Source organism: Lentibacillus sediminis, from assembly GCF_002763455.1.
Lineage (GTDB): Bacteria > Bacillota > Bacilli > Bacillales > Amphibacillaceae > Lentibacillus_D > Lentibacillus_D sediminis_A.
Genome location: NZ_NIXK01000001.1, coordinates 423,436 through 450,384, shown reverse-complemented (window position 1 = coordinate 450,384; position 26,949 = coordinate 423,436). Strand labels below are relative to the sequence as shown.

Below are 26,949 nucleotides of genomic sequence, written 5' to 3'. Positions count from 1 at the left end.
GCTTTGCGATTGCATCGCTTGCATAAAGTGCACATCCTACAAACACCATAGACATCGCGATTCCTATTTTTATGTCAGACTTAATAAAGACATTTTTCCTTTCAGAGATATATTCGACAATGTACTTTAAAATCCTGCAAGAATCTCCAAAAATTTTAACGTTGGCAGAAAAACTCAGGAAATCCCCAGCACGTGAGGATTTCCTGTCTCAACTCGTAACATACACTTTCTGCAAATAACTCCCAACCACCAAGCCAACCCCAATCCCCAACACATTAGCAGCAATATCATACAAATCTCCGCCCCTGCCGAAGTAAACTTGCAGCACCTCTGTCAGGAATGCATAAGTAACAGCAAGGATGAACACATGCCCAATCTCATGGAAAACTCCCATTAACAAGAAGGTGAGGATCAGGAACATAATAAAATGCCCGATGAGTTCCAGCATGCTTGCTTGTGCTAATGGATAGAGCTGCAGGAACGTATCCCAAGTTGGGTTTGGATTGAAATCAAAAGAAATCTTCCAATCTCTAAAGAATGCAAATACATTTTCTGTACAGGTGGAGATAAATATAAACACCGCCCATAATGTAAGCAGAAAATACTTCATCAGCTCACAGCTTTCCGTTTTTAGGTATTGGTTTATTGTAACCTGATTCTTTTATCTATAAACTACTACCCTATTTTATATATTAAGCAATTCCTACATAAATTGGATGATCCTCTCCTGATCCTCCACTTCATATTAGAACCGCTTGGCAAGCATAATCCATGTTCAAACAAGTAATCGGAAACACTACTCCCTTTTTCATGGGAATAATAGGTTACACCTTCAAAGGGTGGCTAAAGATGCATAGGCTTCCAAACAGGGCGCGCCCCGATATTTTCTTGTTCAAGACGCTCAATGATTTCTTGTCGAGAAACTCCCGTTGCTGCTTGATCAATCGTTATGCATTCAGCTAGCGATTGTATTTTTTGTTTTTCAATTCCGACTGAAATTAATTTCCATCAATATGCCAAAGAGCCTTTTCATACCGTCTTAATATGATACGGCGCTACTCTACATGCTCATCCAACAATTCCAGCTACCATCTTCCGTACTGCAACGTTATAGCCAACCTCACTATGCTTATAATGTATTGCTTGGTTTCTCGCCTGTGTCGCCTAGAAACTGGTCTTCTGGCGTGCACATTGATTGCTGAAAATAACTGCTCTCCTGCAGCAGTTCAAAATCTACGACCGCAGTTTCCTTAAGAGGATTATAAGTAGCTAGCTCTTGCTTAGCCTATCAACATATTTTCACAGTGATGTAATACGGGGCTTGAGAGGGGGCTCGTTTGTATTATTTGAATCCTTGCTTTATAGTAAAGAAAATAAATATTTAATCTGGGTCATTATTTATACTTAGTACTATAATGTAAACGATAGGAGATAAAAAATTGCAAAACCTAAAATTGCCGTGCCCACTCCCGCCAATTACTTACTTTTTTCAAACTGCCTTACAGCAATTTTCCGATTCGAATAATAAACTTATTAAAAGGTCTATCAATTTATTAATACACCTTCTTTATTTTGCCTTAGTCTCCATTCTAATTTGCATATTACTAAGTTTTATTATGTATATTTTGCAAAGCCACTCTAATATCGAAGCAGGTCTCTACTGGTCAGCTTTTTGGTTAATTTATGGATTTACTTTATTCCTGTTTTTAATTATATATTCATTAAATTTCAGTTCTGAAAACCTCAACTTACCTAGTGTTTTTCTCGATTTCTATTTTATCTTTAAGGAAATAAATTTGCGCTCACATTTTATTAAAACAGTTATTTGGTTTTCAGTTGTAATAATGGTCTCCTTCTTTTTCTTAAATAAAATATTTACAGAACTTTTTCCGAATAACCAACTTGCGTTTACATATAGTTTTGTAGCCTACTTATTTATAGTTATCTTTTTATTTAGTGAAGGTACTATAGACAACAACGTAAAAAAAGCAACCCGTAAACTTGTATTATGGATATTGCTTTTTGTATTTCTACTTGGCTCTTCGATTTTAGATTTTGGATTGCAAACCAATATTTCTGAGAACGCTGAAACGAACATTGTGATGTTATTTGCTTTTATTGTTAGTTTAATATTTAACTTTACCCAAGTAATCGACAATGCAAGAAATTTATACACTTCCTACTTAAATGATCGGGGTTTTATTACCCGAAAGAAAAACTGGATTAATCAACACGAAAATTATTCCTACTCATATGTAAAGAAATTAGTTAATTATTGGTTTGATAAAATATTACAATTAATTGATGCTTACAAAAGTTATTCAAAGGCCCAAAAAGATAGTATTAATAAATTGATCTTCATTATATTAATTGGTGCTTTTAGTATTGCTTTATTCTCTGAGTTTTTCAAAGATATTATTTCACCAAAAGTAGAACAGCTGATAATCACCAGCCTTAATAAAACATTTAATCTGTTAGCGAATTATATTGGCTCAGAACAAAATACTGTGTTAATCATTTTAATAATACCGCTTTTTTTCTTCTTTTACAAGAATTGTTTGATATTAATAAGGAAACGAAAAAATTACACATATAAAGAAATTTTTTCAAGAATTAATATTTGTGTAATGCTTTGTACTGGTATTTTATTATTAATATCATTATTGTTAGATTTAGGAGACAACGTAATAGTAACAAGCCTAACCTTCCTGCTACTTTTAATATCGTTTATTATTTTTCCGTTAATAACCCGGGTATTAACTAAAATAGAAACGTTAAAAAACCAATAAACACTCCATGAACCAAGAAAAAATTGATAAATGTTAAATTTGGTCACTACAATTGCAAAATTCAAAGTTTAACCCTATAATATCAGGGTTAATGAGAGGTTTTACAGGTTATTTTATTCGGCTTACAAAATCTCCGTGGTAGTTTGAGCTGGTATTCTAAATTTTACTCACTTGTGAAGTTTTGAATCATTTTAATAGAACTTCACACTCATTTAAAAAAGAAATTAATAAAGGGATCTCACGATCCCTTAACTTCCCTTCACTCCACTCCATAATACCCAACATACCACTCAGCAAACTTCCGCAAGCCTTCATCAATCGAAGTCTCCGGCTTAAATCCTACAGCTTTCTGCAGAAGATCAGTCGAAGCATAGGTTGCTGGCACATCTCCTGGCTTAATGGGTTCGAACTCCTTCTTGAATTCTACCTGATTACCTAAAGCGCCACTGAGGGCATTCTCCAAGGCATGGATGAATACCATCAGCTTTTCAGGGCTGTTATTGCCAATGTTAAACACCTTATGCGGCACGTCAGTTTCAGGAGGCACACCGATGAGCCGCTCCATTCCTTCAATGATGTCGTCTATATAGGTGAAATCTCGATATAGGTCGTTCTCAAAGTCACCGTTATTAAATATCTTAATTGGGTCTCCGGCGAAATATTTATCAGTAAATCCAAAGTACGCCATGTCTGGTCTTCCCATTGGTCCGTAGACGGTGAAGAAGCGCAGGCCGGTTGCCGGGATATTGTACAGGTGGCTGTACGTGTGTGTCATCAGTTCATTGGACTTCTTCGTCGATGCGTAGAGGGAGACGGGATTGTCCACGAAATCGGATTCTTCAAATGGGACCTTTTTGTTGGCTCCGTACACAGAACTGGAGGAAGCGTATACCAGGTGATCCACTGGGTTGAACCTGCATGCTTCGAGAATGTTATAAAAGCCGATGATATTGCTTTGGATGTAAACGTCCGGGTTTTCAATCGAATATCGAACGCCAGCTTGAGCGGCCAGGTTTACCACGATGTTTGGCTTGTATTCTTCAAATGTGCTTAACACCAATTCCTTATCAGAAATATCGCCTTTGATAAAGGTGAAGTTCTCATGTGGTTTTAACTGGTCCAAACGAGTATGTTTCAGGTTTACATCATAGTAATCATTGATATTGTCTATACCTATAACGCGGCAGCCTTGGTCAAGCAGTTTCTTGGATAAATAATAGCCTATAAAGCCGGCTGCTCCGGTAACCAGGTATACTTTACCGGGATCTAACGGTTTGTGTTCCAATATTTTTCGACTCCTTTGCGCTTTCCCTCGTCCCAGCTTTCCTTCCGATCGAGTGATATTCCACTCCTGCCTGTTCCATTTCTACCACATCATAAATGTTTCTTCCATCATACACTAATGGAGTTCTCATTAATTTTTGGTACGTATCTGGTGTTACTGCTTTTACTTCTCCCCATTCGGTGAAAACAAAGCAGACGTTAGCCCCATCCAATGCATGCTCGATATTGGAAACATAGGTAATCGTTCCATTGCCACTTCTTCCTTCTGGATGGAATTTTGCAAAGTTACTGGCACCCACTGGGTCAAAAGCATAAATATCCGCACCCTGCTCTAGTAACAATGGAACATTTTCCAAAGAGGCAGCTTCTCTCAAGTCGTCCGTGCCTGGTTTAAATGTTAGGCCTAATACCGCTACTTTCAGCCCGCTGAAGGTGATGAGTCGCTTGCTTGCTTTTTTATATAACACGGTTTTTTGATCTTTATTAATATCGATGGCTGCTTTTACAGTTTTCAAGTCATAGCCATTTTGTCTCGCGATATAATCCAGCGCTTTCGTATCTTTCGGGAAACATGATCCGCCAAAACCAATTCCGGCATTTAAGAATTTGCTGCCGATGCGTTCGTCAAAACTCATTCCTTTTGCTACGTCCTGAATATCCGCACCTACGAGTTCACAGAGGTTGGCAATGTCATTCATATAGGATATCTTCAAAGCAAGAAAATCATTGGAGGCATACTTAATCATTTCCGCGGATCTTCTATTTACGGAGACGATTGGCAATCCAAACGGCTCATAAATCTTCATTAACAGATCTTCCGCCCATTCACTTTCCGTTCCAATAATGATTCTTTCTGCATGCAACGTGTCATGTACAGCAGATCCTTGGGCCAAAAACTCCGGATTGGAGGCGACTTCTACCTTTACATCATTGACCAAAAAGTCTTGCATAAACTGGTCCACCTTATCATTCGTTCCAACCGGTACGGTAGACTTCACAACGACCAGGCAATCATTTTCGATGGACTCCGCAATCTGCCTTGCCACGGTTGCAATGTAGGACAGATTGGCAGACCCATCCGGCTGTTCCGGAGTGCCCACACCGATAAAAACAGCATCCGCATTTTTGTAAGCTGCTTGATAATCTGTTGTATAATCAATTCTTCCAGCTGCGTAATTTTTCTGCATTAACTCTTCCAAATCTGTTTCATAAATTGGAGAGGTGCCTTGTTTCATTGTATTTACTTTTTCTTCATCTATATCAACACAGGTTACTTGATGGCCCATTTCGGCGAAACATACGCCTGCAACGAGACCGACATAGCCTGTGCCTGCTACTGCTATGTTGTGCATAGTTATTCACTCCTTTGATGTACTCGAGATGATTTCGATGAGACTCATTATCTACCAGGGGATTCTTTTTTGTATAACCTATAATATTCCTAACCACCCTCAAATTTTCACGTTATAGAAATGCTTCTCCGATGCTAAAGTTTCTTGTTTAATGGGTTTATCAGGTTCCAATTTCTCTTGCCTATAGTATTGTACATTAATCATAACAAGCAACATCCACATCCATGGATACCAATAATCGGATATAATTGCATAATGTATAGCCATCGTACTAAAGGATACCAAATAAATATATTTGACATGGCCTTCCATTTTAAATATTAGATTTAAATGGTAAACTAGTATAAACAAAAATATTAAAAGACCTATCAAACCATTGCCTGCAAGGATATCCAGATAAAGATTTGTACTGCCCGTACCATGGGTAATGGATGCTATACCTGATCCTTGGCCAACTACAGGACTCTCCTTAAATAACTCCCAGGCTCTGTACCACCTAGACAACCTTGAGTTACCGTCATAAATCGTGGAATTTTCGAACGTTAATTTACCAAATATCCCCGAAAGAAATGATAAATTGCCATTCCCATAGACAAAGTAATAAATGCCGAAACTAATTATAGAGAAAAATAATGGATATATTACAATGACTTTAGAGAGTTTAAATCCTTGTCTAAGCAATTTTATTATATATACTCCCAAGATAATCAATATAACTACAGATAATTCCGCGAATCCAGCTGCACTAAATGTAAATAATACTGCTAAAACCACCGACACTAGACTGATAATGGTTTTCATTTTGCTTCCATTTATATTCATATGATAATGATATACAAAAGGGGCAAACATTAACAGATAAAGTGCAAGGTGTCCTGATTCAATAACAGTACCTCTAGCTCTAATAAAACGTTCTCCAGAAATTGAATATGTAGCAATATAATCCGTTGAAATCCTAAGTAAATTAAACTCCATATTTAAAAAGTTTCTCGAAATAAATTCAATGATTGTTATCAGAGATACAAATATAACTCCCCAAGATATAAACTTATATATTTTATTTGTGGGGTACCCGGTTAATGATATTGCTACTAAAACCACTACAAAGTGTAAAATAATTACACCAAGAAATAGCAGCGTATGACCAAACCCGGTAAAACTGGGCCCTATATGAATTATTTGAAAAATGTATGACACAATAAAGCTTAAAAACAATAAATACATTAGAGTTATTAAGCGTTTATCTAAACCTAATTTTTTCTTGTAATTAAAAGTAAACAGAATGGAGAATAACATTATAATACCTATAATCCTGGTTATAGGAAAATAAGGTAATGCGAATGCCGCTGTCCATCCTAAAAAAAATAAATATATTGATATGATTTTCATGTAAATTCTCCAATCTTCCCTGTAATATTAAAATCATACCTTTAATGAATTTAAAGTTGTAACCTTTTCAAGCATTAGTCGGTGGATAAACTACTGCCCAAGATGTTATAAAACAGTTGTTATATTCAATTTTTGCTCGCATTAAAAAGCTTGAACTAATAGCAAATTCCAAATGCTTTTTTCAGCAAGCCTATTTGCATGCCTGGTTGAATGATACAACATCATAATTCGTAAATTACTATATACTGTCATATCTTTTTCGACTTATTTTCAAAGTAATAATTATTAAACCGATATTTAATATTGCACCTGAAATACCAAATAACGCGATAGCTACAACATCACTTGAAAATATATATACACCTATTACCAATAGAGTTATCCTTGTAATTAGCATAATAATTGTAAAGATCAAATGAAATCTTTGAGCATTTAACACTGCTAACGATCGTATACTTGGTTTATTTATAAAGTTCGTGAAACCTAATAATGCAATCCACCTTGCATATTCTCCAGCTACAACCCAATCGTCTCCAAAAACAAAGCTAAATAAAAACGGGCCAAATAAAACGACCAAACCATATGGAATAATTCCAACCCCACCCAGCAATAGTGTTGCCTTCTTTATTATAGTACCAACGTTTTCCTTGTTATTTGAAGCCTCAGCTACCCGTGGATAAAAAACATCTCCTATAGCTTCGCCTATTAATCGAGTTGGTAAAGATAATACAGTCCACCCTATTGTATAAAACCCTGCTGCAGCAGGACCAAAGAAAACTGTCAGTAAAAGCACTGGTAGCCCTTGAGATACAGCATTTATAAATGACTCTGGTGCCCGATATATCGGAAAATCATAATATCTTCTAGCTAAGCCTTTCAAGTCATACCTTGTTTTTTTCTTTGGTTTTTTACTATATTTGTAAGTTGACTTTTTAATTAATATAATCATTAACATGGATCTTAGTCCATTGCCCAAGGCAGTTAATAAAACCAACACGGATGAAAACGGATAGAAAAAGCCAATCCCGACTTTTCCGCCATTTATTAATAGAGACTGATAAAAGGTAGCACGTGCATTTATTGAAAACTGTTTAGTCCTAATTAACCATTGTCTAATAACTTGCATTAAGCCCGAAAAGATAACAACTAAAGGAATTAAGTATAAAAAGATAGAAGCCTCTTGTAAATTAAAAACATTAACAATTTGATTACCAATGAAAAGAAGTATTAAAAGCGATAATGTTGTTACAAATCCTGTTACTATCAAAGAAAGATAGATAAGTCCCTTTGCATCTTCATTACTTTTTGGTAACACAATTGCAAGTGGATAGGTTAAGGCAGAGACCGGGACAATAATATTGATCAGTGTATTAAATACTCCCATGACTCCAAACGCTTCAGGGCCATATAACCTTGTAATAATTGGAGATACAGCCATTGTTACCGCCTGTGCTCCAATAGTTCCTGTTGCCATGATGATTACATTTCGTATAAATGGTGATTTAAAAAATCTTCCTATTTTCCTTCTCATACCTTTTCCTTCCAAACCTGTACTTTTTAATGAAACTATACCGTTAATTAGTACCAAGGCTTAATTCAAATATCCCCCCAATAAAATGATTACGTCCCTAACGCAAAACAATATAAAAAATAAGTTTAATGGGGCTGGTCTTAAGATTGTATAAAGTGGATTTCCAAGCATTATTTAGCCAACTCTAAGATATATTAGGCCATTCTAATCGTCTACAAAAAACTATACTCAACGAAACATATTGCGAATCGATCTAATTGAAAAGTATGCTTTCTTTAAAAATTTATCATATATAGTTGCTTTTCTATCAGCAAAATTCAACTTATGAAAACAGGTAAACTCCGATTTATGTTTTTCAAAAAAATTCTCTAATAAAATAAAATCCTCTTCATTCATATTATTTGGATGGTAACAGAATGTAGTTAGCTTAAATGGCAGTCTTCTCACACTTCCAGATTGCTGTGGAATAAAATGAAATTCTTTTCTTTTATAAATATCATTAGCAATAGTGTCACTAATAATCCTTATGTGACTTGTTAACTTTAATGCTCGAAGTGTATTATGATCAAACGTATGTGAAGGCGCAAAAAAAATTTTAGTTTCAATACCATAATTTCGAAATACTTTAATTCCCTTAGAAATTTTTCTTTTCTGCTCTTCCAATGGAACTCCCGCAAATTCAGACTGAAAATTAATAGGGTTAATACCACCCTTACTTGTCGAGTAAACATGAGTATACCCATGTAATGCTATCGCCCATTTTTTTTCTTGCCAACTTTTAGCCTTGTACCAAAATTCTGGATCAAAACTATAACTGTTAACTAATTCTTTATCTTGATTATTTGGTATTACTCCAACAATTGGTTTTATTGAATATCTATCTAGCAACTTTTCAATTCTATTCCATTTTTCCACATCCATATATTCAGATGCATCATCTAAACGTATTAAATACATTCTATTTACCCCTTCAAGACTTCACTATTATCCCATGTCTTTTCTTTCTTATCTAAAAAAATTTCTTTTCTACGTTTAATCCCAAGTATATTTCTAACTTGAGCAATACCTATTAATCTACCGTTACATTTCATTGTTGATCTTATATAAGCTCCATTGCTTGCGCCTGTAATAATAAACATATTTTTATAGTCACTATTAACAGCATAATACTTTATAACATAATGTAGTAAATATTGGTTAATACCATTCCCTCTATAATTCTCATCTATTATTACATTTCCGCCATATAAAGTGTCACCATTTATTTTTAATGTTTTTTGACTTGATATAGTCCTTCCACTTGTATTATTTAAAGTAATTTCATTTTTAAATACCCACATCCCCCCTACAATTATTTCGTTATAATAAACCAAAAAGCAATCGTTACCCCAATCTAGCCAACTTTTTATAACATTCAGATCCACAGAATCTCTATTCATTCTTTTATAAAAATTACTTATTTTATTAGCATCATCAGACTTTACAGTTGTAATCTCTTTGTTGACAATAGGTAATTCTTTATCATTAATAGGTATCGATATTATAACACCTAAGTGTTTTTTATAAATAAACGACAAAATTAAGTATGGCTTTTTGATCGCAAGTTTTATGTAATACTTTATTTTTGATATCATCATTAACACTCCATAGGTTTCTTCGAAATTCTATCTATAAATAAATTTAAAGATAAATGGTTTGAGATCTTTTCTATTAATTATTAAATGTGCATCTGCGGTAATATATTGACTGAACCATTTAATTATATTGACTTTTTTTAGGAAAATATTTTTAAAATCCGCAAACTCACTCATGAGAGTAGTTCTTTTATTTATTGTCGTTTTTGATATAGATATATTTTTTCCTATTGCGTCCAGACACCACAACTCTGGCATATTCACTCCGGCTTTCGTCACAGCATAGCCATATGCTCCATTTCTAAAGTTTATTTCTATGAAATAATAACGTCCTTTACTTACTATTAAATCCACGTCAAATATACCTTTATACTCTAAATCTTTAATCATAGATTTAAGTTTCTCAATTTCCACAGGCATTTGGGGGTTAATAAGTTTTGCATATGTAGTACTTGGAGCCGTTGAAGATTCTCTGATTCTTTTTATTACACTTGGAATAATAATTTTCGCGTCTTTTTGCGCTAATCCTTGAACTCCTACTTCTTCTTCTTTTCTAATATACTCTTGAATTAAGACCTCGTTATACTTGTCTTTAACCTTCTTCAAATTTGCAGCTAACTCATTAATATTATTGTTTATAATTATATCACTTTTTGGCCCTTCTAGACTTTGGAGTGGTTTAACAATACATGGATATTCAATTTCTTTTTTATCCAAGTATGACTGTAAGTTCTCGATATCATTAAGGTTAAAAATAAAACCTTTAGGAACTAAAAAACCATGTTTCTCTGCTAAATTGGTCATTTGCATTTTATTCATTTGTTTTAGTATAGCATTCTCTTGATTTTTAATGTTTGGCAAGATAAACTTTTTCTTAAGCACATCAAGATTTTTATCTAAGATCGCGACAGTGTCGTCATTCGATGGGATGATAATAGGTTTAAGTTTACCATCACTAAATTTTTGTAGGAGTATATCTAATAAATCATCTTCTTCAAAAGCAAACCAATAATCAGTAATATACTTACTTTTAACTACAAAACTGTTTTTAACATTTACCGCTATAAAATAGACTTTACAGCCAACCTCTCCCAAACTTCTTATGATTCCTAATTCATTGTGGTGGTTCCCACCCAATACTATTACTTCATTCTGGATGTGAGCTTCTTTTTTCATAGGCTAGCCTCCATTCAACTGACGTTATCTAAGTTGTCTATAAAGTTCCTTAAACTACCCACAGTGCATCATCTGATACTCTTTTTCTCAATAGAAGGTATTATTTATAATGAGAATAGTTGTTTTCTTGATATTATAAAAAACAAATTCTGTTAGTAACAGTATTATCTTCAAACCTTTAAAACTTCTATATACAAATTTAAATATTTTTCAACCATGTTATTAATATCATACTGGTTAGCCCTTTTCGAGCATAGTGATGAAATGTATTTTTTATTTTCCCTATTATTAATTAACATGTTTATCTTCTCAACTAAATCATCGCTATTTCCTTTTTCGAATAAAATTCCTGCTCCTTTTACTACTTCCCTTAATCCAGCAACATTACTTGCGATGACTGGCTTCTCGGCAGCCATTCCTTCCACAGCTGCCAGACCAAAGCCCTCCCAATGAGAAGATAAAATTATTAAATCAACTGTTTTAAGTATTTTTTCCACATCATTTCTTACGCCAAGAAAATGAACTCTACTACGCACACCTAATTCTTTTGCTAGTTTCTCATTTTTTTGTTTTAATTCACCTTCTCCTATAAGGATTAGATGGCTATCATCGGGTAACTTTTTCATTGCTTTTATAATCGTTGATTGGTCCTTTTGTTTTCCAAAGCGACCTACCATACAAAGCAATTTATTATCTTTATTAAGATTACCATTGAACTCACTTTTCTCATATGGTGTAGCTTCAAAGAAACGTCTTACATTTATGCCATTTTCTATTACTATAAACTTGTTGGTTTTATTATTTGGTATTTTCAGCCATGTCAAGAGATTTTCTTGAGTTTTTTCACTTATAGAGATAACTTTGTCATAATTTGAATAAATGAAAGCATCAATGTACTTAAAGTACCATTTTTCTCTTCTTATATTATGGGTACTATGCTCTGTGAATATTAACTTGTGATTATTTTTAAACGATAATTTTGAGGCTAAAGACACCCAATAATTTGTCGGAAAAAGGTGGACATGCACTATATCGTACTTACCATTATTCAAGTATTTTTTTATGTAAAAAATATTTAAAGGGCTGCGTGGATTTCTATAAGGTATAACTTCTACTTTAATTCCACTATTTTTTAACTTTTTATCAAAAACATTGTTACGGTCATTGAGCAAGAGCACTTCAACTTCAACATTTGGATAGTCGTTAATTAATGGGACAGTTTCTTCTATTAATTTTTGTGCACCTCCGGATCCCAACCCACTAATAATATGAAGTATTTTCAAAAATAACTCTCCCTTAACTTATCTAGACATAGTTTTGTATGCACATTTGTTAAACTTGTACCTTTATAAAAATATTTGTTATAAATAAAAGAAGTGGAAAGTATGATTTTTAATAGCAACAGTAAAATAATATTCTATCCTTTTCGATTACTACTTATCTATCCGCCTTTAAAATTATTTATACAGTAATTTATAAATAAAAGGCTTAATATCATTTTTATTTAATATTAAATAGACATCTGCCTCTATAAATTGCTTTAGCCATTTTAAAAACTTTAACTTCTTAGTTATAACGTTACGGAAATCTGCAAACTCGCTCATTAAAGTATATTTTCGACCCACTTTTTTTATATGATTTGAGATATCTATATTTATTGCATCCAGGCACCACAAATAAGGCAAATTAATACCTGCCTTGGTGAGAGCATATCCATAAGCTCCATTTCTAAAATTCAGCTCTATAAAATACAACTTACCTTTGCTTAATATTAGTTCCATATCAAAAATACCATTATATCCTAAAGATTTCATTAAGGTAGTGATCTTATCTACATCTACAGAAGGGTGCGACACAGAAATATCTGCATAGGTTGTACTACCCAAACTTAATACTGACTGCCTCACTTTTCTGATAATACCTGGGATTATGATCTCCTTATTGTTTATCGTCGATATCCCCTGTATACCTACCTCCGCCTCCTTTTCGATATATTCTTGTATAATTACTTCTCTGTATATACCTTTTAAACTATATAAATATTTTTTTGTCTCTACAAAATTGTTACATATCTTAATATCCTTCTTAGAGCCACCTATGCTTTGCAGAGGCTTTACAATACACGGGTATTTGAGATGATATTTATCTAAATATGCTTCTATATCGTTTACTTTTTTAAAATCAAGGACGCAGCCCACCGGAACAAAAAAGCCATGGTTTAAAGCTAATTTAGTCATTGTGTCTTTATTCATGTATTTTAAAATGGCTTTTTCTTTATTTTTGATATTTGGTAAAATAAAACTTTTATTTAATGTACGCATATACTTGTCTAACATTTTAATTGCATCATCATCTGATGGGAAAATAATTGGTTTAGATTGTTCATTGCTGAATTCTTCCATTAATATATTGATTAGTTCTTCTTCTCTTTCAATATACCAATCCATCGTAATAAATTTGCTTTTACTTACAAAGCTTTTTTTATTAGATTTTGTAATAAAAAAAACTTTGCAACCCATTTCACCTAAACTTCTTATAATCCCTAATGCATTATGATGATTGCCACCTACCACTATTATTTTATTGGGAATAGCAGGATAATTAATCATTCGCTAACCTCAATTCCAGATAATTATTTGTTCATTATTTAGAAGGGAATGTCAAATTACGGAAAATCATAAATTGGTGTATAGTTATCAATTCGATTCTACTACATTGCTTGTTGATCATTAGATTCTATATTTCTAAGAATTATTTGATTTATATGATTAACATCAAACTTTTCTTCGCATAATATACGACTTTGCTGCCCCATATTATCAACTTTGTCTTTATTTTCAACCATCCATATCATTCTTTCAGCTAACTTTTTGGAATCCCTTGGTGGAACCAAAAATCCATTCACTCCATCTATTACTGTTTCTTTGCAACCTGGAGTAGTGGTAGTGATTACTGGCCTCCCCATAGCCAGTGCTTCAAGAATTGATCTTGGCACCCCCTCTGGGTAATATGAAGGGAGGACAAAAATCCTAGATTTTTGTAGATACAATCTAACGTCATCTACTTTACCTATTAATTTCAAAGTACCTTCATCTACTAACCTTTGCAACAAAATTTGATCCATAGTTGAATCATCATCCATAGGACCAATTAAATAAAAAATGGACTCGGGATGTTTTTCTTTAACCATCTCTATAGCTTCAAGATACTCATTTACACCTTTGCTTCCTGTCAATCTACTTATCATCATAAACACAGGACTTTCTTCTAATCTTTTTTGTCTAAATTCTTCTAAGTTCACTCCAGAACCATTGGTAATACCATAATTGTTTTTCCACAATAACTTCTTCTTACCAATCATTTCCATATCATCTTGATTCTGAAACAATATTCTAGTACTTAATAAAAACGCTAATCCTAACATGGGATAAGAGATAGCTTTAACCAAAAATCCTTTTATACCAGGTAACTGAAACAACCTTCCAGAACCATTAACAATACATATTACCCTTTTAACACCCGCTAGCTTTGCTGCAAGAACCATAGCAGGAAAAGTTCTTATACCGTAAACTATTATAGTCCCAATGTCATTTTGCTTCAAAATCCTTCTAGTCTTGCTAACCGAAAATATTTCACGTATCGGATTCGTATTAGTTCTACCTAAGGGAATAGGTAGGAATTTTACGTCTAGTTTATTATAATCAGCGTGTAATTCACCATCTGATTCTTGTCCTAAATATATAACTTTGTGACCCATTTTTTGTATACTTGTTACTAACTCGTATCTATTTATCCTAGTATCTTTGGTACGTATCGCTGAAATTGCTACATTCATTTATTATTACAACTCCATTATTTTATTTCTTTATTTTTGATGTTATTTGTATAAATATCATCCTTTTTAAGAACAGTGATAAAAGTTTTAAAAAATATTTTTACATCTAATTTAAAACTTACATTGTTTGCATACCATGCATCTGTGAGTCTTTTTTTTCTATTAGATAATCCATTTCTAAAATAAGCTTGTGAATAACCTGTAATCCCTGGTCTTACCTTCATTTTATCTATTTCATCACTTTTATAGGAATCAATCACACTTGATAAGCTCGCGCGCGGGCCTATTATGCTCATATCGCCCTTAAGCACATTAAGTATTTGAGGTGTTTCATCCATACTAGTTTCCCTCAAAAATTTCCCTGCTTTTGTTACTCTTGGATCGTCTTGTGCATTATAAGTACTTCCATCTGCGTTAAGCAAGGTTGGGGCATTGACTTTCATTGATCGAAATTTATACATCTTAAATGACTTGCTATCCCTACCAATACGATCAGCCTTATAAAGAACCGGACCCCCGTCTTCAAGTTTTATTAGTAAACCAAATGTAGCGTATAACAATATAAGGATCGGTAGTAAAATAATACAAATTAAAATATCAATAATACGCTTTAAAAATCTACTGTACATTGTTTCACCCCTAGACAGGTTTAATCATTACTATTATCAAGCTCTAATAATTCCTTCATCGATCAATATCTTAGCTTTTTCAGCCTTATTCACTGCCTTCTGCATATCAGTAGAAACAGATACTATATATCCACAACCATCGAGATTATTATGGTATTCTCTAATCTCATTTCCAACTTTCAGTTGATGATATAACTCTACCTGACAATCCTTTTTAATTTTAGCAAAATCCGGCAAAACATTAACTATTCCAGGGGACAAAGCCAATAATCTAGTAACAACATTTATTTTTTCGTTTTGAGTTGTTAACTCTAATGGACCTCCTGTAGCAGTTTGAATAATAATTCCCATATAATCAGTATTTGTACTCATTGGTATGATATGTGACCCTATTAAATTACCACCCATTCTAGCGCCTATATCTACAATACATATACGGTTATCTTCAGTAACTAACACGTCCATATTAACTGCGCCATAATTAATCCCTAGCGATTTTATAGCCTTATTCACTACCTCTTTAACCTGCTCTTCAATTGGTAAATAGCTAGGCAGGCAATGTCCTAGCTCTGCGTAATCAGGTGGACTAGTCATATGTTTACCCATAATACCAAGTACATAGACTTCTCCATTATAAATGAAAGATTCTACTCCATATTCTTTCCCTTTAATAAAATCTTCTATTAAAGCTTTACCTATTAAAGATGAATCTATTGCTTCCTTGCAAGCACTTATTAACTCTTGAAATGTATCCACTCTCTTGGTCGCCTTACTGCCAGAACCATCACAAGGTTTTACAATAACAGGAAATTTTATATTATCTCGAACCTCGTTAAGCATGTCTAAATTATTAACTTCAAAGTACTGAGATATATCATCAACTTTATTTTCATATAAAGTACGTCGAACTAAATATTTATTTTTTATAACCTTAGCTACTTCGTAATCAAGACCCGGTAGGTTCATCTGTTGTGCTACATATGCTGCAGAAAGTACCCCGTAATCTGTCGCTCCAGTTATTACACCATCTATATCTTTTGAAAGTGCATATTGTAAACAAGCATTCTCATCAACAATGTCAACCACGCCATACTCGTTAGCGTACTTAAATCCTATGGAGTTTGGATTTTTATCTATAGCAATTGTATAATAGCCCATTTTCTGAGCTTTACTTATCATGAAAGATTGTAAAAAGCCTGCTCCAATTATTAGAATTTTCTTCAATATAATCAGCTCTTTTCTATTACCGACTATCACACTTAAAAAAAGGGGTTATAGCTGTTTTTCCATTATATATACTGTGAAATTTCTTGTTGGTTTAGAAGAGGTAACAACAAAACCTCTTTTTTTATAGAATTGAATAGCATGCTTACTCTGATCATAAACATCTAGATTTATTATCGATGCACCATTATTACGGCAATAATCTTCAATATAAATCAAACTCTTTTTTCCTATACCTTTACCGGCAGCTTGTGGAATTGTTGCAAATTTATTAAGAACTGCCTCATGTTCTTCATTATTATTTTTCATACTACATTTGAACTCTAGTTGGAACGTGTGTACATACAAATTTGTATCTAGGTCTTTTACTAGAAAAACATTTTTTTCTTCACAATTTTTTTTAATTGATTTTATTGGATAAGGAGTTTTCCAATGAGCTAGTCCCTGGTGTTTTAACATATGCTCTCCGCTCGCCCTTATTATTTCATATATCTCTTTTAATTTTTCATCTTCATTTTTAAAGACTTTTTCAAAAGACAAATTCATTTGAGTCCGTCCCTCCAACCCCATTATACTTTTGACCAAAAGCTTTATGATAATTATATAGATAAATTTATTTTTAGTTTAGAAATTATATAATACACATCACCATCACTCAATGAGGTATGAAGTGGGAGTGTGATTTCATTAACATACTGCTTGTATGCATTTGGAAAGTTTTTTACATCAAATCCTAAATTCTTATAAGCAGTAAACATAGGTAATGGTTTGTAGTGTACATTACACGCAACACCTGCTTCAGCCATTTTAATAATAATTTCATTTCGTTTTTCTTCACTAATTTCTGGTATTCTTAATAAATAGAGATGGCCTGAAGAACAATAGTTTTCTCCATAATGTTGCAACACTTGCACATTCGAAGACGATAAGCCTTCATTATACATTCCAATAATTTCTTTACGTCTATTTAATAAAACATTATAGCGATCCATTTGGATTAAACCAATACTTGCCGTAATATCTGTCATATTACATTTATAAGCAGGATAAACAATATCATATTCCCATGAACCTTTTTGTGTTTTAGCAAATGCATCTTTAGATTGGCCATGAAGGCTATGTAGCATATACTGATTATATATCCATTCATCATCTAAACCAAGATCATTACGCCATACTACTGCGCCTCCTTCAGCAGTTGTAAGGTTCTTTACTGCATGAAAAGAAAAGCAAGTAAAATCAGACACTTGCCCGCACTTCAATCCTTTTCTTTCAGCACCAAACGCATGAGCAGCATCCGACATTATAGTAACTCTATTGATTTTACGCTGAAGATCGTTTTTTGGGTTAAATAACTCTTTCTTGCTTTCTACTATTTCATATATCGTGTCGTAATCACACATCTTACCTGCAATATCTACAGGAATTATAGCTTTCGTCTTTTCTGTAATTGCTTCAGTCAGTTTGGAATAGTCCATTTCAAAGGAATCAGGGGCCGTATCGACAAGTACAATTTTAGCTCCAACATGGTCTATAACTGAGGCAGAGGCAGTATAAGTATAGGCAGAGGTAATGACCTCGTCTCCAGGTCCTACGCCTAAAACACGAAGTGTTAGTTCCATAGAAGCTGTTGCGGAATTTAAGCAGACTGCTTTATTTACACCTACATATTCAGCAATTCTTTTCTCAAACTTTTTAGTTCTAGGTCCAGTTGTAATCCAACCAGATTTCATAGATTTTATAACTTCTTCAATCTCAGCCTCCGTGATATCCGGTGGAGAGAATGGTATATTTCTTAACTCGGTGTCAATCATTTTATTTTCCTCGCTTTTTAAATCTTAGTTTAAGAATTAATTGTTGTTTAGTTTGTTAGGACTTAATTGGAATACCCCTTCCAATCAACTACTAATCTACTAAACTCATTTCTCTTTATTATGTTTAATTGCCTCAAAATGTGGGTATAAAATACAAAAGGTCTATTCAGAAAGTAATTCCATTTACCAAACTTCCAACCCCTAAGGAACACTTAAAAGGGCAAAACACCCCAAAGAGGTATCCTCCCTTTTAACCAATAAGGCGCTAAACCCTTAACCCACTCTCAGTCCTCTCTTTCAAATAAGCAAACAATTCATCCCGAATCTCTTCATTCTCCAAAGCCAGATCAATCGTTGTTTTCACAAAACCTAACTTCTCTCCAACATCATATCGCTTTCCTTCAAAATCATATGCATACACCGACTGGATCTCATTCAGCATTTGAATCGCATCTGTAAGCTGAATCTCGCCTCCAGCACCGATTTTTTGCTTATCAAGAAAGCCGAATATTTCCGGAGTAAGCACATACCTACCCATAATAGCTAAATTGGAAGGAGCTGTGCCCTGTTTTGGTTTTTCCACAAAGTCATGTACTTGATACCGTCTGCCCTCTACCGTGCTAGGGTCGACAATTCCGTACCGATGAGTTTCATTTCCAGGAACTTTTTGCACACCAACGACAGAGCTTTGCGTTTCTTCATATTGCTGAATTAACTGTCTTAACCCTGGTGTTTCTGCCTGTACAATATCATCACCAAGAAGCACCGCAAACGGCTCGTCACCAATGAATTTCCTTGCACACCATACCGCATGGCCCAAACCTTTCGGGTCTTTCTGTCTTATGTAGTGCAAATCTACATTTGACGCATGATTTACCTTTTCAAGCATTTCAAACTTTTCTTTTTTCATCAGATTGTCTTCTAGTTCAAAGTTATGATCGAAATGATCTTCAATCGCACGCTTCCCTTTTCCAGTAACAATAATAATATCTTCAATGCCCGATTCAATCGCTTCTTCAATAATATATTGAATTGTTGGCTTATCTACAATTGGAAGCATTTCTTTAGGCATTGCTTTTGTTGCCGGTAAGAACCTAGTGCCTAGTCCTGCTGCTGGAATAATTGCTTTTTTTACTGTTTTCATTTTCTCACCCTCCATTTTACCTGCATCAGCGGATTAAGAACTTTGAACCGCCAACAACGTCCGCTCCGTATAAACAATTTTCATCAATTCATCTTTCAATTCATCTGTCTGATAGCTTTCAAATTCATTAATTAATCCAATGAGCACGGACGCATCCACTTCTACAGTCCGGCCAACATAAATCTTTTCATAAACCTCACCAGGGTGGACCTCTTTATCACTAAGAAGTTCTTCAAACATCTTCTCTCCTGGCCGCTTGCCAGAGAACTCAATCGGAATCTCATCCTCCGTATAACCGGACAGCTTAATCAGGTTTCTCGCCAGATCCACAATTTTCACAGGCTCACCCATATCCAGGACAAAGATTTCCCCGCCGTTTGCGAGTGTGCCTGCTTGAATCACCAGCCGTGATGCTTCCGGAATCGTCATGAAGTAACGGGTCATTTCCGGATCGGTAACCGTTACCGGGCCGCCGTTTTCAATCTGTTTCTTAAACAGCGGAATGACACTGCCGCGGCTTCCAAGGACATTGCCGAACCGAACAGCGACAAATTTCGTCTTGCTGCGGGTTGACAAGTCCTGGATAACCATTTCTGCAATCCGCTTGGTCGCACCCATGACATTCGTTGGATTCACTGCTTTATCTGTTGAGACGAGCACAAATTTGCTCACACCAAATGTATCGGCTGCTTCTGCGACATTTCTGGTACCGATGATATTGTTTTTTACCGCTTCGTGCGGATTGTATTCCATTAATGGCACATGTTTATGTGCTGCTGCGTGATAAATAATTGCAGGCTGATGCTCGTCAACTATGTCGAATATGCGGTCACGGTCTTGTACGTCACCGATAACTGGTAGGATTTCCGTTTCGGTGTCGCCGTATTTTTGTTTCAATTCCATATCAATGGTATAAATGCTGAATTCACCGTGACCGACGAGGATGATTTTTTCTGGACTGAAACGCATCAGCTGCCGGCATAACTCGGAACCAATCGAACCGCCTGCTCCTGTCACCATGACCGTGCTTCCGGTGACATATTCGGAAATGGAGTTGATATCCAGCTCGACCGGATCCCGGCCAAGAAGATCTTCCACTTCCACGTTTTTCAGACTGCTGACAGAGACCTTTCCTGTCATCAGATCCTCGATTTTCGGGATCATTTGCACCCTGGCGCTTGTCTTGTTGCATTCATTGACGATCTTTTCCAATGCACCATTCCTTAGTGAAGGAATCGCAATGACGATATGCTCGATTTCCAATTCCTCGGCAACTTTTTCAATGTCTTTTACCATTCCTGCTACAGGCAGGTTGTATATTTGCATCTTTTGTTTGGAGAAGTCATCATCGACAAATGCTACGGGTAAGAGTTCCGCCTGATTGTGTTCATTTTTCAGCTGGCGGACAATCATCGCGCCTGCTGAACCAGCGCCTACAATCAGCGTACGCTTTTGATTGGTGGTATTTTTTATGTAGCGATCGCGGTAAATGCGCCAGATGAAACGCGAACCGCCGATACCTATAATATGTAATAGCCATGTTACAAGGAGTGCTCTGCGGTAGATGGCAAAGTCGTTGGCGAGGAATTGCACAATCCCTGCAGCCGCAACTGAAAAGGTGACCGCCTGTACGATCGCCATTAATTCGCCGACACTGGCATAAGACCAAACTTTGTTGTACAGCTTGTAAATCGCTGCGAATATATGATGAAAGGCTAATAAGGCCACGGCGCTGATGATGATTCCGTCAAGCTCAGATACATTCGTATATGGATAAACGATCCATGAGGCGATAAAGATGGCGGTGCTGACGATGACGGAGTCGAGTAATATGAGCAGCGTCAACCTTTTTTTGTATGTCACAAAGGGTGCCTCCTTTCTTTGGTGATGGGGTAATTGGGTGATTACTGTTGTGTCTGTATGAACAGATCAGTTTTGTCGGATTTTGTCGGATTGCGGTTCCCAAGTTAAGCGGGATGTTCCCTGCAATCTAAAACAACCCGAGAAACTTTTTCTTTCGGATCATCTCTGGTTCCATCTTATTCACGTTCATGTTATCCACGAGCAGCTGGCTGTTTTCCAGCAGCAGATAATAATACTCGTTGCCAAAGCTGTTCTTCACTTCCTGAAACGCCTCGTCCAGGTAGAATCCGCGGTTGGTGATATTGTGTGCGTCTGATGCGATGAAATGTGTCTGATTGGCTTCGATTAGTTGGTGGGTGAATTTTTGAATGTTTTTCCCGAATTTGCCGATTACACTGCCTGCGGTTAACTGGGTTAAGGCTCCGTTCCGCACAAACTCGTATAATTGGCCGGGATGCTCGAGCAATTGCCTGTTCCGCTCCGGGTGGACAATCACGGGCGTGTAGCCTGCCACCTGAATGTCGAATAGCATTTGTGTCGCATAACGCGGCACGCTGGTAGACGGAAATTCGACAAACAGATATTTTGTTTTGTTTAGCGCGAGAATTTCTCCGCGTCCGATATCCTCGATTATCTGGCCGTTAATCCGTAATTCCTGCCCCGGCAGCACCTCGAGCGGAATGTCTTCCTTGGCGAACAGGTCGTTTAGAATCCCGACATGCGTGATAATTGTATCCCGCTCATTCTCATAGTTGCCGTTCTTGTGGTGCGGTGTGGCAATGATGGTATGTATGCCCTGCTCGACGGCCTGTCTCGCCATTGCAAGACTGTCTTCCTCGGTCTGTGCGCCGTCATCCACACCTGGCAATATATGACTATGAATATCTATCATCAAGTGTCACTTCCTAGTTTTGTGCTTTTTGTTCAAATTGTTGAAATTTTATCTATCTATTATAGCAACATTTGTCGATTTATTCAATGACAAGGATTGCTATTCTGATTTGCTAGGTCAATAGTCATATACTCTATTCTAGCAGATTTCTACATTTATGCCACATAATTTACGAAAATGTAATATTTTGTTTAGTTATTGTATTTCATTCAAATAAGACACCAGCGTGCTTCTCCCTTTTATGCCAGTTTTTTTGTAAATATGACTGACATGCACCTTGATTGTCGGCTCATAGGAACGAAGCTTGAAGGCAATGTCCCTGTTTTTCAAGCCCTGTTTCATCAGGTAGGCGATTTCTGCCTCCCGCTTGGAAAGGTGGATTCCTTCCTGATGCAGGCGCTCGTGGAAAGTGTCGAGAGAGACGCTTTTCCATAGAATCAGCAATTTGATGAAGCACGTCTTCGTCTGTGGTGGCATTATATAGCCACCGTCCCGGATTGTTTGAACAGTGGAAAGCAGACGATGTGCCAGATCCCTGGTCTTTAACAGCAGGCTGTCTGCTCCCGCTTCCATCAAAGGAAAGGTAGTCTTCCGGACGCTTACGGCAATTAGGGCAATGATTTTTGTTTCCTGTAGCCTTTGCTTTACTTGGCTGATGAGCTGGTGAGTTTTTTTTGGTGTGATATCTTCTGTGTCGAACACCAGGACATCCGGCTTCAGTATTTCTACCATGATGGGTGCCGTGTCTGTGTAATAGATGACCCCGAGCATTTTCAGATCAGGCTCCTGCGCCAGGGTCTCCAGAACGGATTCCGCAGGTGGCGCTTTTGTTAGATAACATATACTTTCCATGTTCATCCCCGCCTTGTATAGAGATTACCTGTTGAATAGCTTCCACTGTTTCCTGGCAGGAATGCGCGCTGGTATCTCTTTTTCTACGTAATGCCCAAAGGTTGCTGCATTGGCGTTCTCCATCAGTTGGTTGAGTAGCTGGGCCCCGTATTGTTTGCGGACCTCTTCATACGCTTCTGGGAGAGCGGATATTTGCTGGGCATTCCGGGCTTCTGAAGCAATAAAGTGCACGAGATTGGCCTCGAGCATTTGCTGGGCGATCCGCTTGGTGCTTTTTCCGGCCCCACCTGTGAGACTGGTTGCCTTCAATTGCGCGAGCGCACCATTCATTATTAGGCGGTGGAGCAGGTTTGGTCTTTCCCTTAGTTCCAGGTTCCGCTCCGGATGTACCAGTATCGGCATGTACCCTGCTATTTGCATGTCGAATAGGAGCTGAATGGTATACTGCGGCACATGGTTCTCCGGCAGCTCCAACAGCACATAGTGACTCGTCTCATTCAGCGGCAGAATCTCGCCTTTTTTTAGGTCTCCCAGCAGATCTCCATAGATTCGCGTAACCTGGCCGGGAAGGATTTTTATCGGTGTTCGCTCGTCTGTCAGCTTGCTCTGTACATAATTTAAGGCTCCAAGGATATCTGTTTTTGTATTGCTGTATTTGCCGCCCTGGTGACTCGGCGTGGCTACAATCTGCGTTATTCCGTTGTCGGCAGCGTGGCTGGCCATCTCCATGGTTGTTGCAAGTGTGGCCGCACCATCATCCATTCCGGGCAGTATGTGATTGTTTATATCAATCAATTTGTCCCCTCCACGCAGTCCCATTTTCCTAATCAGAAGGACCTGCATCTACTTTATGTAAGGAGGGCTGATCAATATGCTAGTTTCTTCATCTTAGCAGAAATTTGTATGGTTTTCTAGGTCTTTTTTATCATTTATCATGTCTAGTTTTTGGGTATTTTGTCGGATTATGTCGAATTGGGAATGGGTTTGGCAGATTCGGGATTTGGGGTGGTGGGTGGTCACGCGATTTGGGCGGGTGTTCGCGCGAATTGAGGTGGTGGTCACCCGAATTGAGGTGGTTGTCGCGCGATTTGAGGTGCGGACCGCGCGATTTGGTCGTTCTGCCGCGTGACTTGAAAGGGTGGCCGCACGAATTGAGGTGGTGGTCGCCCGACTTCGAGGGTCACTCGCCCGATTTGGCGGCGTGGTAGCCCGACTTTGACTGCCACTCGCCCGTTTTAGCGGTGCGGTCGCCCGACTTTGAACGCCACTCGCCCGGTTTAATTAATTTCCCAGCAACTGAAAAACAAACTCCCCGCCCCAAAGGACAGAGAGTTCACACCACTAATTAGCACCATAATAGTAATAATAATTCGCTTCTTTCTTTTCCCGGTCATTCAGCACGGTCCCCAGCACTCTGGCATTCACCGCCTGCAGCGACTCAATCGCTTTCTGGGCGGCTTCCTGATCCGTGTGCTTGCTGCGCACGACCAGCAATGAGCCATCCACCATATTGGAAAGGATTTGCGAGTCGGCAACCGCGAGTACGGGCGGTGTGTCGAAAATGATCAGGTCATACAGGTTTTTGGCCTCTTCAATCATTCGCTCCATTTTCCGGGATGATAGCAATTCGGAAGGGTTTGGCGGGATTGGCCCGCATGAAATCAGATCGAGATTATCGACATCACTTGGCGTAATAGCCTCCTCCAAGGTGGAGTCTCCCACCAGCACATTGCTCAAGCCCATTAGATTATCGAGACGGAATGTATAATGAACCGTTGGCTTCCGCATATCTGCATCGACAAGCAGAACACTCATCCCCTGCTGCGCATAAACGACTGCCAGATTCGCAGTGGTCATTGATTTTCCTTCGCCGGGCCCTGCGGAGGTTACCAGCATTGTTTGCAGGTCATCGTCGACCGCAGAAAACTGCAGGTTCGTACGAATCGTCCGGTATTGCTCGGAGATTGGTGATTTCGGGCTTAATTTGGTAATCAGGTACCGCATTTTGCTCGTTCTAGACTGATTCTTTTTGCGCGCCATCAAAGTCCCTCCTTCTTGCTTTATTCGGGATCTGCCGTGGTTGTTCCATCCGGATGTCTTTATCCTCGATATGGGTGATCACACCGAGCACCGGCACTTCCAACAGCTTCTCGATATCCTCTTCCGTCTTAATCGTGTTATCCATATAAGACAGCAGGAAGGCAAGCCCGACACCAATCATGCCACCAAGCACAATGGCGATCGCGATGTTCAACATCGGATTTGGAGCAACTGGCGAAGGGTTTTCGCTGAGCTCAGCCTCCGACAATATCGTTACATTGTCCACACTCATGATCTCCGGAATTTTATCCTGGAAAATCTGCACCGTCGTATTTGCAATATCCATCGCCAGCTGCGGATCCTCATCGGTTGCCGTCACCGTCACCACCTGTGACTGCTCCGCGCTCTGCACCTGGATCTTGTTTGCCAGTTCGGTGCTCGACATATCAAGATCCAACTCGGTCGCAACATCTTCCAAAATGACCGGACTTGTAATAATTACATTATATGTATTAATGAGTTCAACGTTAGTCCGGATGTCTGTTGACGTAAATTGCTGTCCCTGCTGACCTGTATTCTCCTGGTTTACCAGAAACTGCGAGCTGTTTTCATAAGTCGGCGTGAGTACAAAAAAGCTAAGGACTGCCGCAATCACTGCCGCACCAATGACGAAAGCAATAATAAGTCCGATGCGCTTCTTTATAACCTCGAAAATTTCCTTGAGGGAAATCGTTTCTTCCATATGATTAGTACCTCCATGATGTTTGGTCTGAATAAAGCCCTATTAATCTATATCGACAGTATAACCGAAATTATAACACATTTGACAGAAAAGGTAATGATTTTTTTGTGTAAAGGTGAATGGGGTGGGCTGTGGGGCGGGTGCGGATCGACGGTAATGGTGCGGCTTGATGGCTTGCTGTCAGTGGGCTCAGGCGAGTTGCGCCGATGGGAATTTTGGGGTGTATTCGGGTTTTATGGCGGGAGAGGAATATCCATTTTTTACAAATGTTTACTTTATATTACAAGTGCGTTACAAATCGCCAATTAGTCTAGCAAGCTGGCAAAAAAGGATATATACTGATAGTACTTTCTGATACATATTGAAAGAAAAGATCATATTTTATACAGGGGGAAACATAATTGGCCAATAAAAAGATTATCATGTCGGTCACTGCAAGTGCAGCCATAGCATCAGCAATTTTTGCATCCGAGGAAGTCTCAGCAGCGTCTTACACAATAAAAAGCGGAGATTCGCTTTGGTCAATTGCTCGGGCACATGACACGAGTGTTACACAATTGCGCTCCATCAATGGCATTTCGGGAAGCTTGATTTTCCCAAACCAAGTCATTGAAACATCGAACTCTAATTCCAGCTCAAATTCTAATTCTAGCTCAAACTCAAACTCTAATTCTAACACTTCATCTACTACATACACAGTTAAAAGCGGCGACACGCTAAGCGGCATCGCGGCACGACACAATATTTCTCTAAGTAATT

Annotated in this window: 23 protein-coding genes; 1 reads left to right on the top strand and 22 read right to left on the bottom strand. The window is 37.3% G+C overall.

Going from position 1 to position 26,949, the window contains the following annotated elements; genetic code table 11:
* Positions 1-208: 208 nt before the first annotated feature.
* Positions 209-610 (bottom strand): VanZ family protein, encoded by a 402-nt coding sequence (locus CEG13_RS02085; protein ID WP_100010102.1) that lies wholly within the window; start codon positions 608-610, stop codon positions 209-211.
* An 829-nt stretch (positions 611-1,439) separates the two neighbouring features.
* On the opposite strand from CEG13_RS02085, the gene CEG13_RS02080 reads away from it, so the two are divergent.
* Positions 1,440-2,789 (top strand): hypothetical protein, encoded by a 1,350-nt coding sequence (locus CEG13_RS02080; RefSeq protein ID WP_100010101.1) that lies wholly within the window; start codon positions 1,440-1,442, stop codon positions 2,787-2,789.
* Between the two features lie 259 nt (positions 2,790-3,048).
* Here the strand turns inward: CEG13_RS02080 and CEG13_RS02075 are convergent, their stop codons facing one another.
* The 21 genes from CEG13_RS02075 to CEG13_RS01975 all read right to left on the bottom strand — a co-directional run bounded on the left by CEG13_RS02075 (position 3,049) and on the right by CEG13_RS01975 (position 26,190).
* On the bottom strand, positions 3,049-4,074 hold the full coding sequence (locus tag CEG13_RS02075) for a GDP-mannose 4,6-dehydratase (protein ID WP_100010100.1): 1,026 nt from the start codon (positions 4,072-4,074) through the stop codon (positions 3,049-3,051).
* Positions 4,046-5,425: a UDP-glucose dehydrogenase family protein gene (locus tag CEG13_RS02070; protein WP_100010099.1), complete on the bottom strand. Its 1,380-nt coding sequence runs from the start codon at positions 5,423-5,425 to the stop codon at positions 4,046-4,048. Before CEG13_RS02070 ends, CEG13_RS02075 begins: the two co-directional genes overlap by 29 nt.
* Positions 5,426-5,524: 99 nt before the next feature.
* Positions 5,525-6,814 (bottom strand): O-antigen ligase family protein, encoded by a 1,290-nt coding sequence (locus CEG13_RS02065; protein ID WP_100010098.1) that lies wholly within the window; start codon positions 6,812-6,814, stop codon positions 5,525-5,527.
* A 238-nt stretch (positions 6,815-7,052) separates the two neighbouring features.
* A complete protein-coding gene (locus CEG13_RS02060; RefSeq protein ID WP_100010097.1) occupies positions 7,053-8,345 on the bottom strand; it encodes a lipopolysaccharide biosynthesis protein in 1,293 nt (430 codons plus the stop codon).
* A gap of 228 nt (positions 8,346-8,573) precedes the next feature.
* Entirely contained in the window at positions 8,574-9,302 is a 729-nt protein-coding gene (locus CEG13_RS02055; RefSeq protein ID WP_100010096.1) for a DUF2334 domain-containing protein, read from the bottom strand.
* A gap of 5 nt (positions 9,303-9,307) precedes the next feature.
* A complete protein-coding gene (locus CEG13_RS02050) occupies positions 9,308-9,982 on the bottom strand; it encodes a GNAT family N-acetyltransferase (protein ID WP_143469643.1) in 675 nt (224 codons plus the stop codon).
* A 27-nt stretch (positions 9,983-10,009) separates the two neighbouring features.
* Positions 10,010-11,155, bottom strand: coding sequence for an ATP-grasp domain-containing protein (locus CEG13_RS02045; RefSeq protein WP_100010094.1), 1,146 nt, complete (start codon positions 11,153-11,155; stop codon positions 10,010-10,012).
* A 170-nt stretch (positions 11,156-11,325) separates the two neighbouring features.
* Entirely contained in the window at positions 11,326-12,438 is a 1,113-nt protein-coding gene (locus tag CEG13_RS02040; RefSeq protein WP_100010093.1) for a glycosyltransferase, read from the bottom strand.
* A 174-nt stretch (positions 12,439-12,612) separates the two neighbouring features.
* On the bottom strand, positions 12,613-13,764 hold the full coding sequence (locus tag CEG13_RS02035; protein WP_100010092.1) for an ATP-grasp domain-containing protein: 1,152 nt from the start codon (positions 13,762-13,764) through the stop codon (positions 12,613-12,615).
* 101 nt (positions 13,765-13,865) lie between these two features.
* Positions 13,866-14,990: a glycosyltransferase family 4 protein gene (locus tag CEG13_RS02030; RefSeq protein WP_100010091.1), complete on the bottom strand. Its 1,125-nt coding sequence runs from the start codon at positions 14,988-14,990 to the stop codon at positions 13,866-13,868.
* A gap of 17 nt (positions 14,991-15,007) precedes the next feature.
* Entirely contained in the window at positions 15,008-15,619 is a 612-nt protein-coding gene (locus CEG13_RS02025; protein WP_100010090.1) for a sugar transferase, read from the bottom strand.
* Between the two features lie 36 nt (positions 15,620-15,655).
* Complete coding sequence (locus CEG13_RS02020; protein ID WP_100010089.1) at positions 15,656-16,843, bottom strand: ATP-grasp domain-containing protein; 1,188 nt, start codon at positions 16,841-16,843, stop codon at positions 15,656-15,658.
* Between the two features lie 48 nt (positions 16,844-16,891).
* A complete protein-coding gene (locus CEG13_RS02015) occupies positions 16,892-17,389 on the bottom strand; it encodes a GNAT family N-acetyltransferase (protein WP_158234626.1) in 498 nt (165 codons plus the stop codon).
* Between the two features lie 53 nt (positions 17,390-17,442).
* On the bottom strand, positions 17,443-18,657 hold the full coding sequence (locus tag CEG13_RS02010) for a DegT/DnrJ/EryC1/StrS family aminotransferase (protein WP_100010087.1): 1,215 nt from the start codon (positions 18,655-18,657) through the stop codon (positions 17,443-17,445).
* Between the two features lie 265 nt (positions 18,658-18,922).
* The gene (galU, locus tag CEG13_RS02005) at positions 18,923-19,801 is read right to left on the bottom strand and encodes a UTP--glucose-1-phosphate uridylyltransferase GalU (RefSeq protein ID WP_100010086.1); all 879 of its coding nucleotides are present in this window, start codon (positions 19,799-19,801) and stop codon (positions 18,923-18,925) included.
* 33 nt (positions 19,802-19,834) lie between these two features.
* Positions 19,835-21,664 carry a polysaccharide biosynthesis protein gene (locus CEG13_RS02000; RefSeq protein ID WP_100010085.1) on the bottom strand — a complete coding sequence of 610 codons (1,830 nt, stop codon included), beginning with the start codon at positions 21,662-21,664 and terminating at the stop codon, positions 19,835-19,837.
* A gap of 127 nt (positions 21,665-21,791) precedes the next feature.
* Complete coding sequence (locus CEG13_RS01995) at positions 21,792-22,556, bottom strand: tyrosine-protein phosphatase (protein WP_100010084.1); 765 nt, start codon at positions 22,554-22,556, stop codon at positions 21,792-21,794.
* 195 nt (positions 22,557-22,751) lie between these two features.
* On the bottom strand, positions 22,752-23,408 hold the full coding sequence (locus tag CEG13_RS01990; protein WP_158234625.1) for a response regulator transcription factor: 657 nt from the start codon (positions 23,406-23,408) through the stop codon (positions 22,752-22,754).
* A 24-nt stretch (positions 23,409-23,432) separates the two neighbouring features.
* Entirely contained in the window at positions 23,433-24,203 is a 771-nt protein-coding gene (locus tag CEG13_RS01985) for a tyrosine-protein phosphatase (RefSeq protein ID WP_100010082.1), read from the bottom strand.
* Positions 24,204-24,749: 546 nt separating this feature from the next.
* Positions 24,750-25,448 (bottom strand): CpsD/CapB family tyrosine-protein kinase, encoded by a 699-nt coding sequence (locus tag CEG13_RS01980; protein ID WP_100010081.1) that lies wholly within the window; start codon positions 25,446-25,448, stop codon positions 24,750-24,752.
* Complete coding sequence (locus CEG13_RS01975; protein WP_100010080.1) at positions 25,423-26,190, bottom strand: YveK family protein; 768 nt, start codon at positions 26,188-26,190, stop codon at positions 25,423-25,425. Before CEG13_RS01975 ends, CEG13_RS01980 begins: the two co-directional genes overlap by 26 nt.
* Positions 26,191-26,949 lie beyond the last annotated feature (759 nt).

Bases quoted from the DNA above. Each gene is read 5' to 3' on its own strand.
- galU (WP_100010086.1), bottom strand. From the start codon at position 19,801: ATGAAAACAGTAAAAAAAGCAATTATTCCAGCAGCAGGACTAGGCACT.
- CEG13_RS02030 (WP_100010091.1), bottom strand. From the start codon at position 14,990: ATGAATGTAGCAATTTCAGCGATACGTACCAAAGATACTAGGATAAAT.
- CEG13_RS02015 (WP_158234626.1), bottom strand. From the start codon at position 17,389: ATGAATTTGTCTTTTGAAAAAGTCTTTAAAAATGAAGATGAAAAATTA.
- CEG13_RS01995 (WP_100010084.1), bottom strand. From the start codon at position 22,556: ATGATAGATATTCATAGTCATATATTGCCAGGTGTGGATGACGGCGCA.
- CEG13_RS02050 (WP_143469643.1), bottom strand. From the start codon at position 9,982: ATGATGATATCAAAAATAAAGTATTACATAAAACTTGCGATCAAAAAG.
- CEG13_RS02055 (WP_100010096.1), bottom strand. From the start codon at position 9,302: ATGTATTTAATACGTTTAGATGATGCATCTGAATATATGGATGTGGAA.
- CEG13_RS02065 (WP_100010098.1), bottom strand. From the start codon at position 6,814: ATGAAAATCATATCAATATATTTATTTTTTTTAGGATGGACAGCGGCA.
- CEG13_RS02010 (WP_100010087.1), bottom strand. From the start codon at position 18,657: ATGATTGACACCGAGTTAAGAAATATACCATTCTCTCCACCGGATATC.
- CEG13_RS01990 (WP_158234625.1), bottom strand. From the start codon at position 23,408: ATGGAAAGTATATGTTATCTAACAAAAGCGCCACCTGCGGAATCCGTT.
- CEG13_RS01980 (WP_100010081.1), bottom strand. From the start codon at position 25,448: ATGGCGCGCAAAAAGAATCAGTCTAGAACGAGCAAAATGCGGTACCTG.
- CEG13_RS01975 (WP_100010080.1), bottom strand. From the start codon at position 26,190: ATGGAAGAAACGATTTCCCTCAAGGAAATTTTCGAGGTTATAAAGAAG.
- CEG13_RS02060 (WP_100010097.1), bottom strand. From the start codon at position 8,345: ATGAGAAGGAAAATAGGAAGATTTTTTAAATCACCATTTATACGAAAT.
- CEG13_RS02035 (WP_100010092.1), bottom strand. From the start codon at position 13,764: ATGATTAATTATCCTGCTATTCCCAATAAAATAATAGTGGTAGGTGGC.
- CEG13_RS02085 (WP_100010102.1), bottom strand. From the start codon at position 610: ATGAAGTATTTTCTGCTTACATTATGGGCGGTGTTTATATTTATCTCC.
- CEG13_RS02025 (WP_100010090.1), bottom strand. From the start codon at position 15,619: ATGTACAGTAGATTTTTAAAGCGTATTATTGATATTTTAATTTGTATT.
- CEG13_RS02045 (WP_100010094.1), bottom strand. From the start codon at position 11,155: ATGAAAAAAGAAGCTCACATCCAGAATGAAGTAATAGTATTGGGTGGG.
- CEG13_RS02070 (WP_100010099.1), bottom strand. From the start codon at position 5,425: ATGCACAACATAGCAGTAGCAGGCACAGGCTATGTCGGTCTCGTTGCA.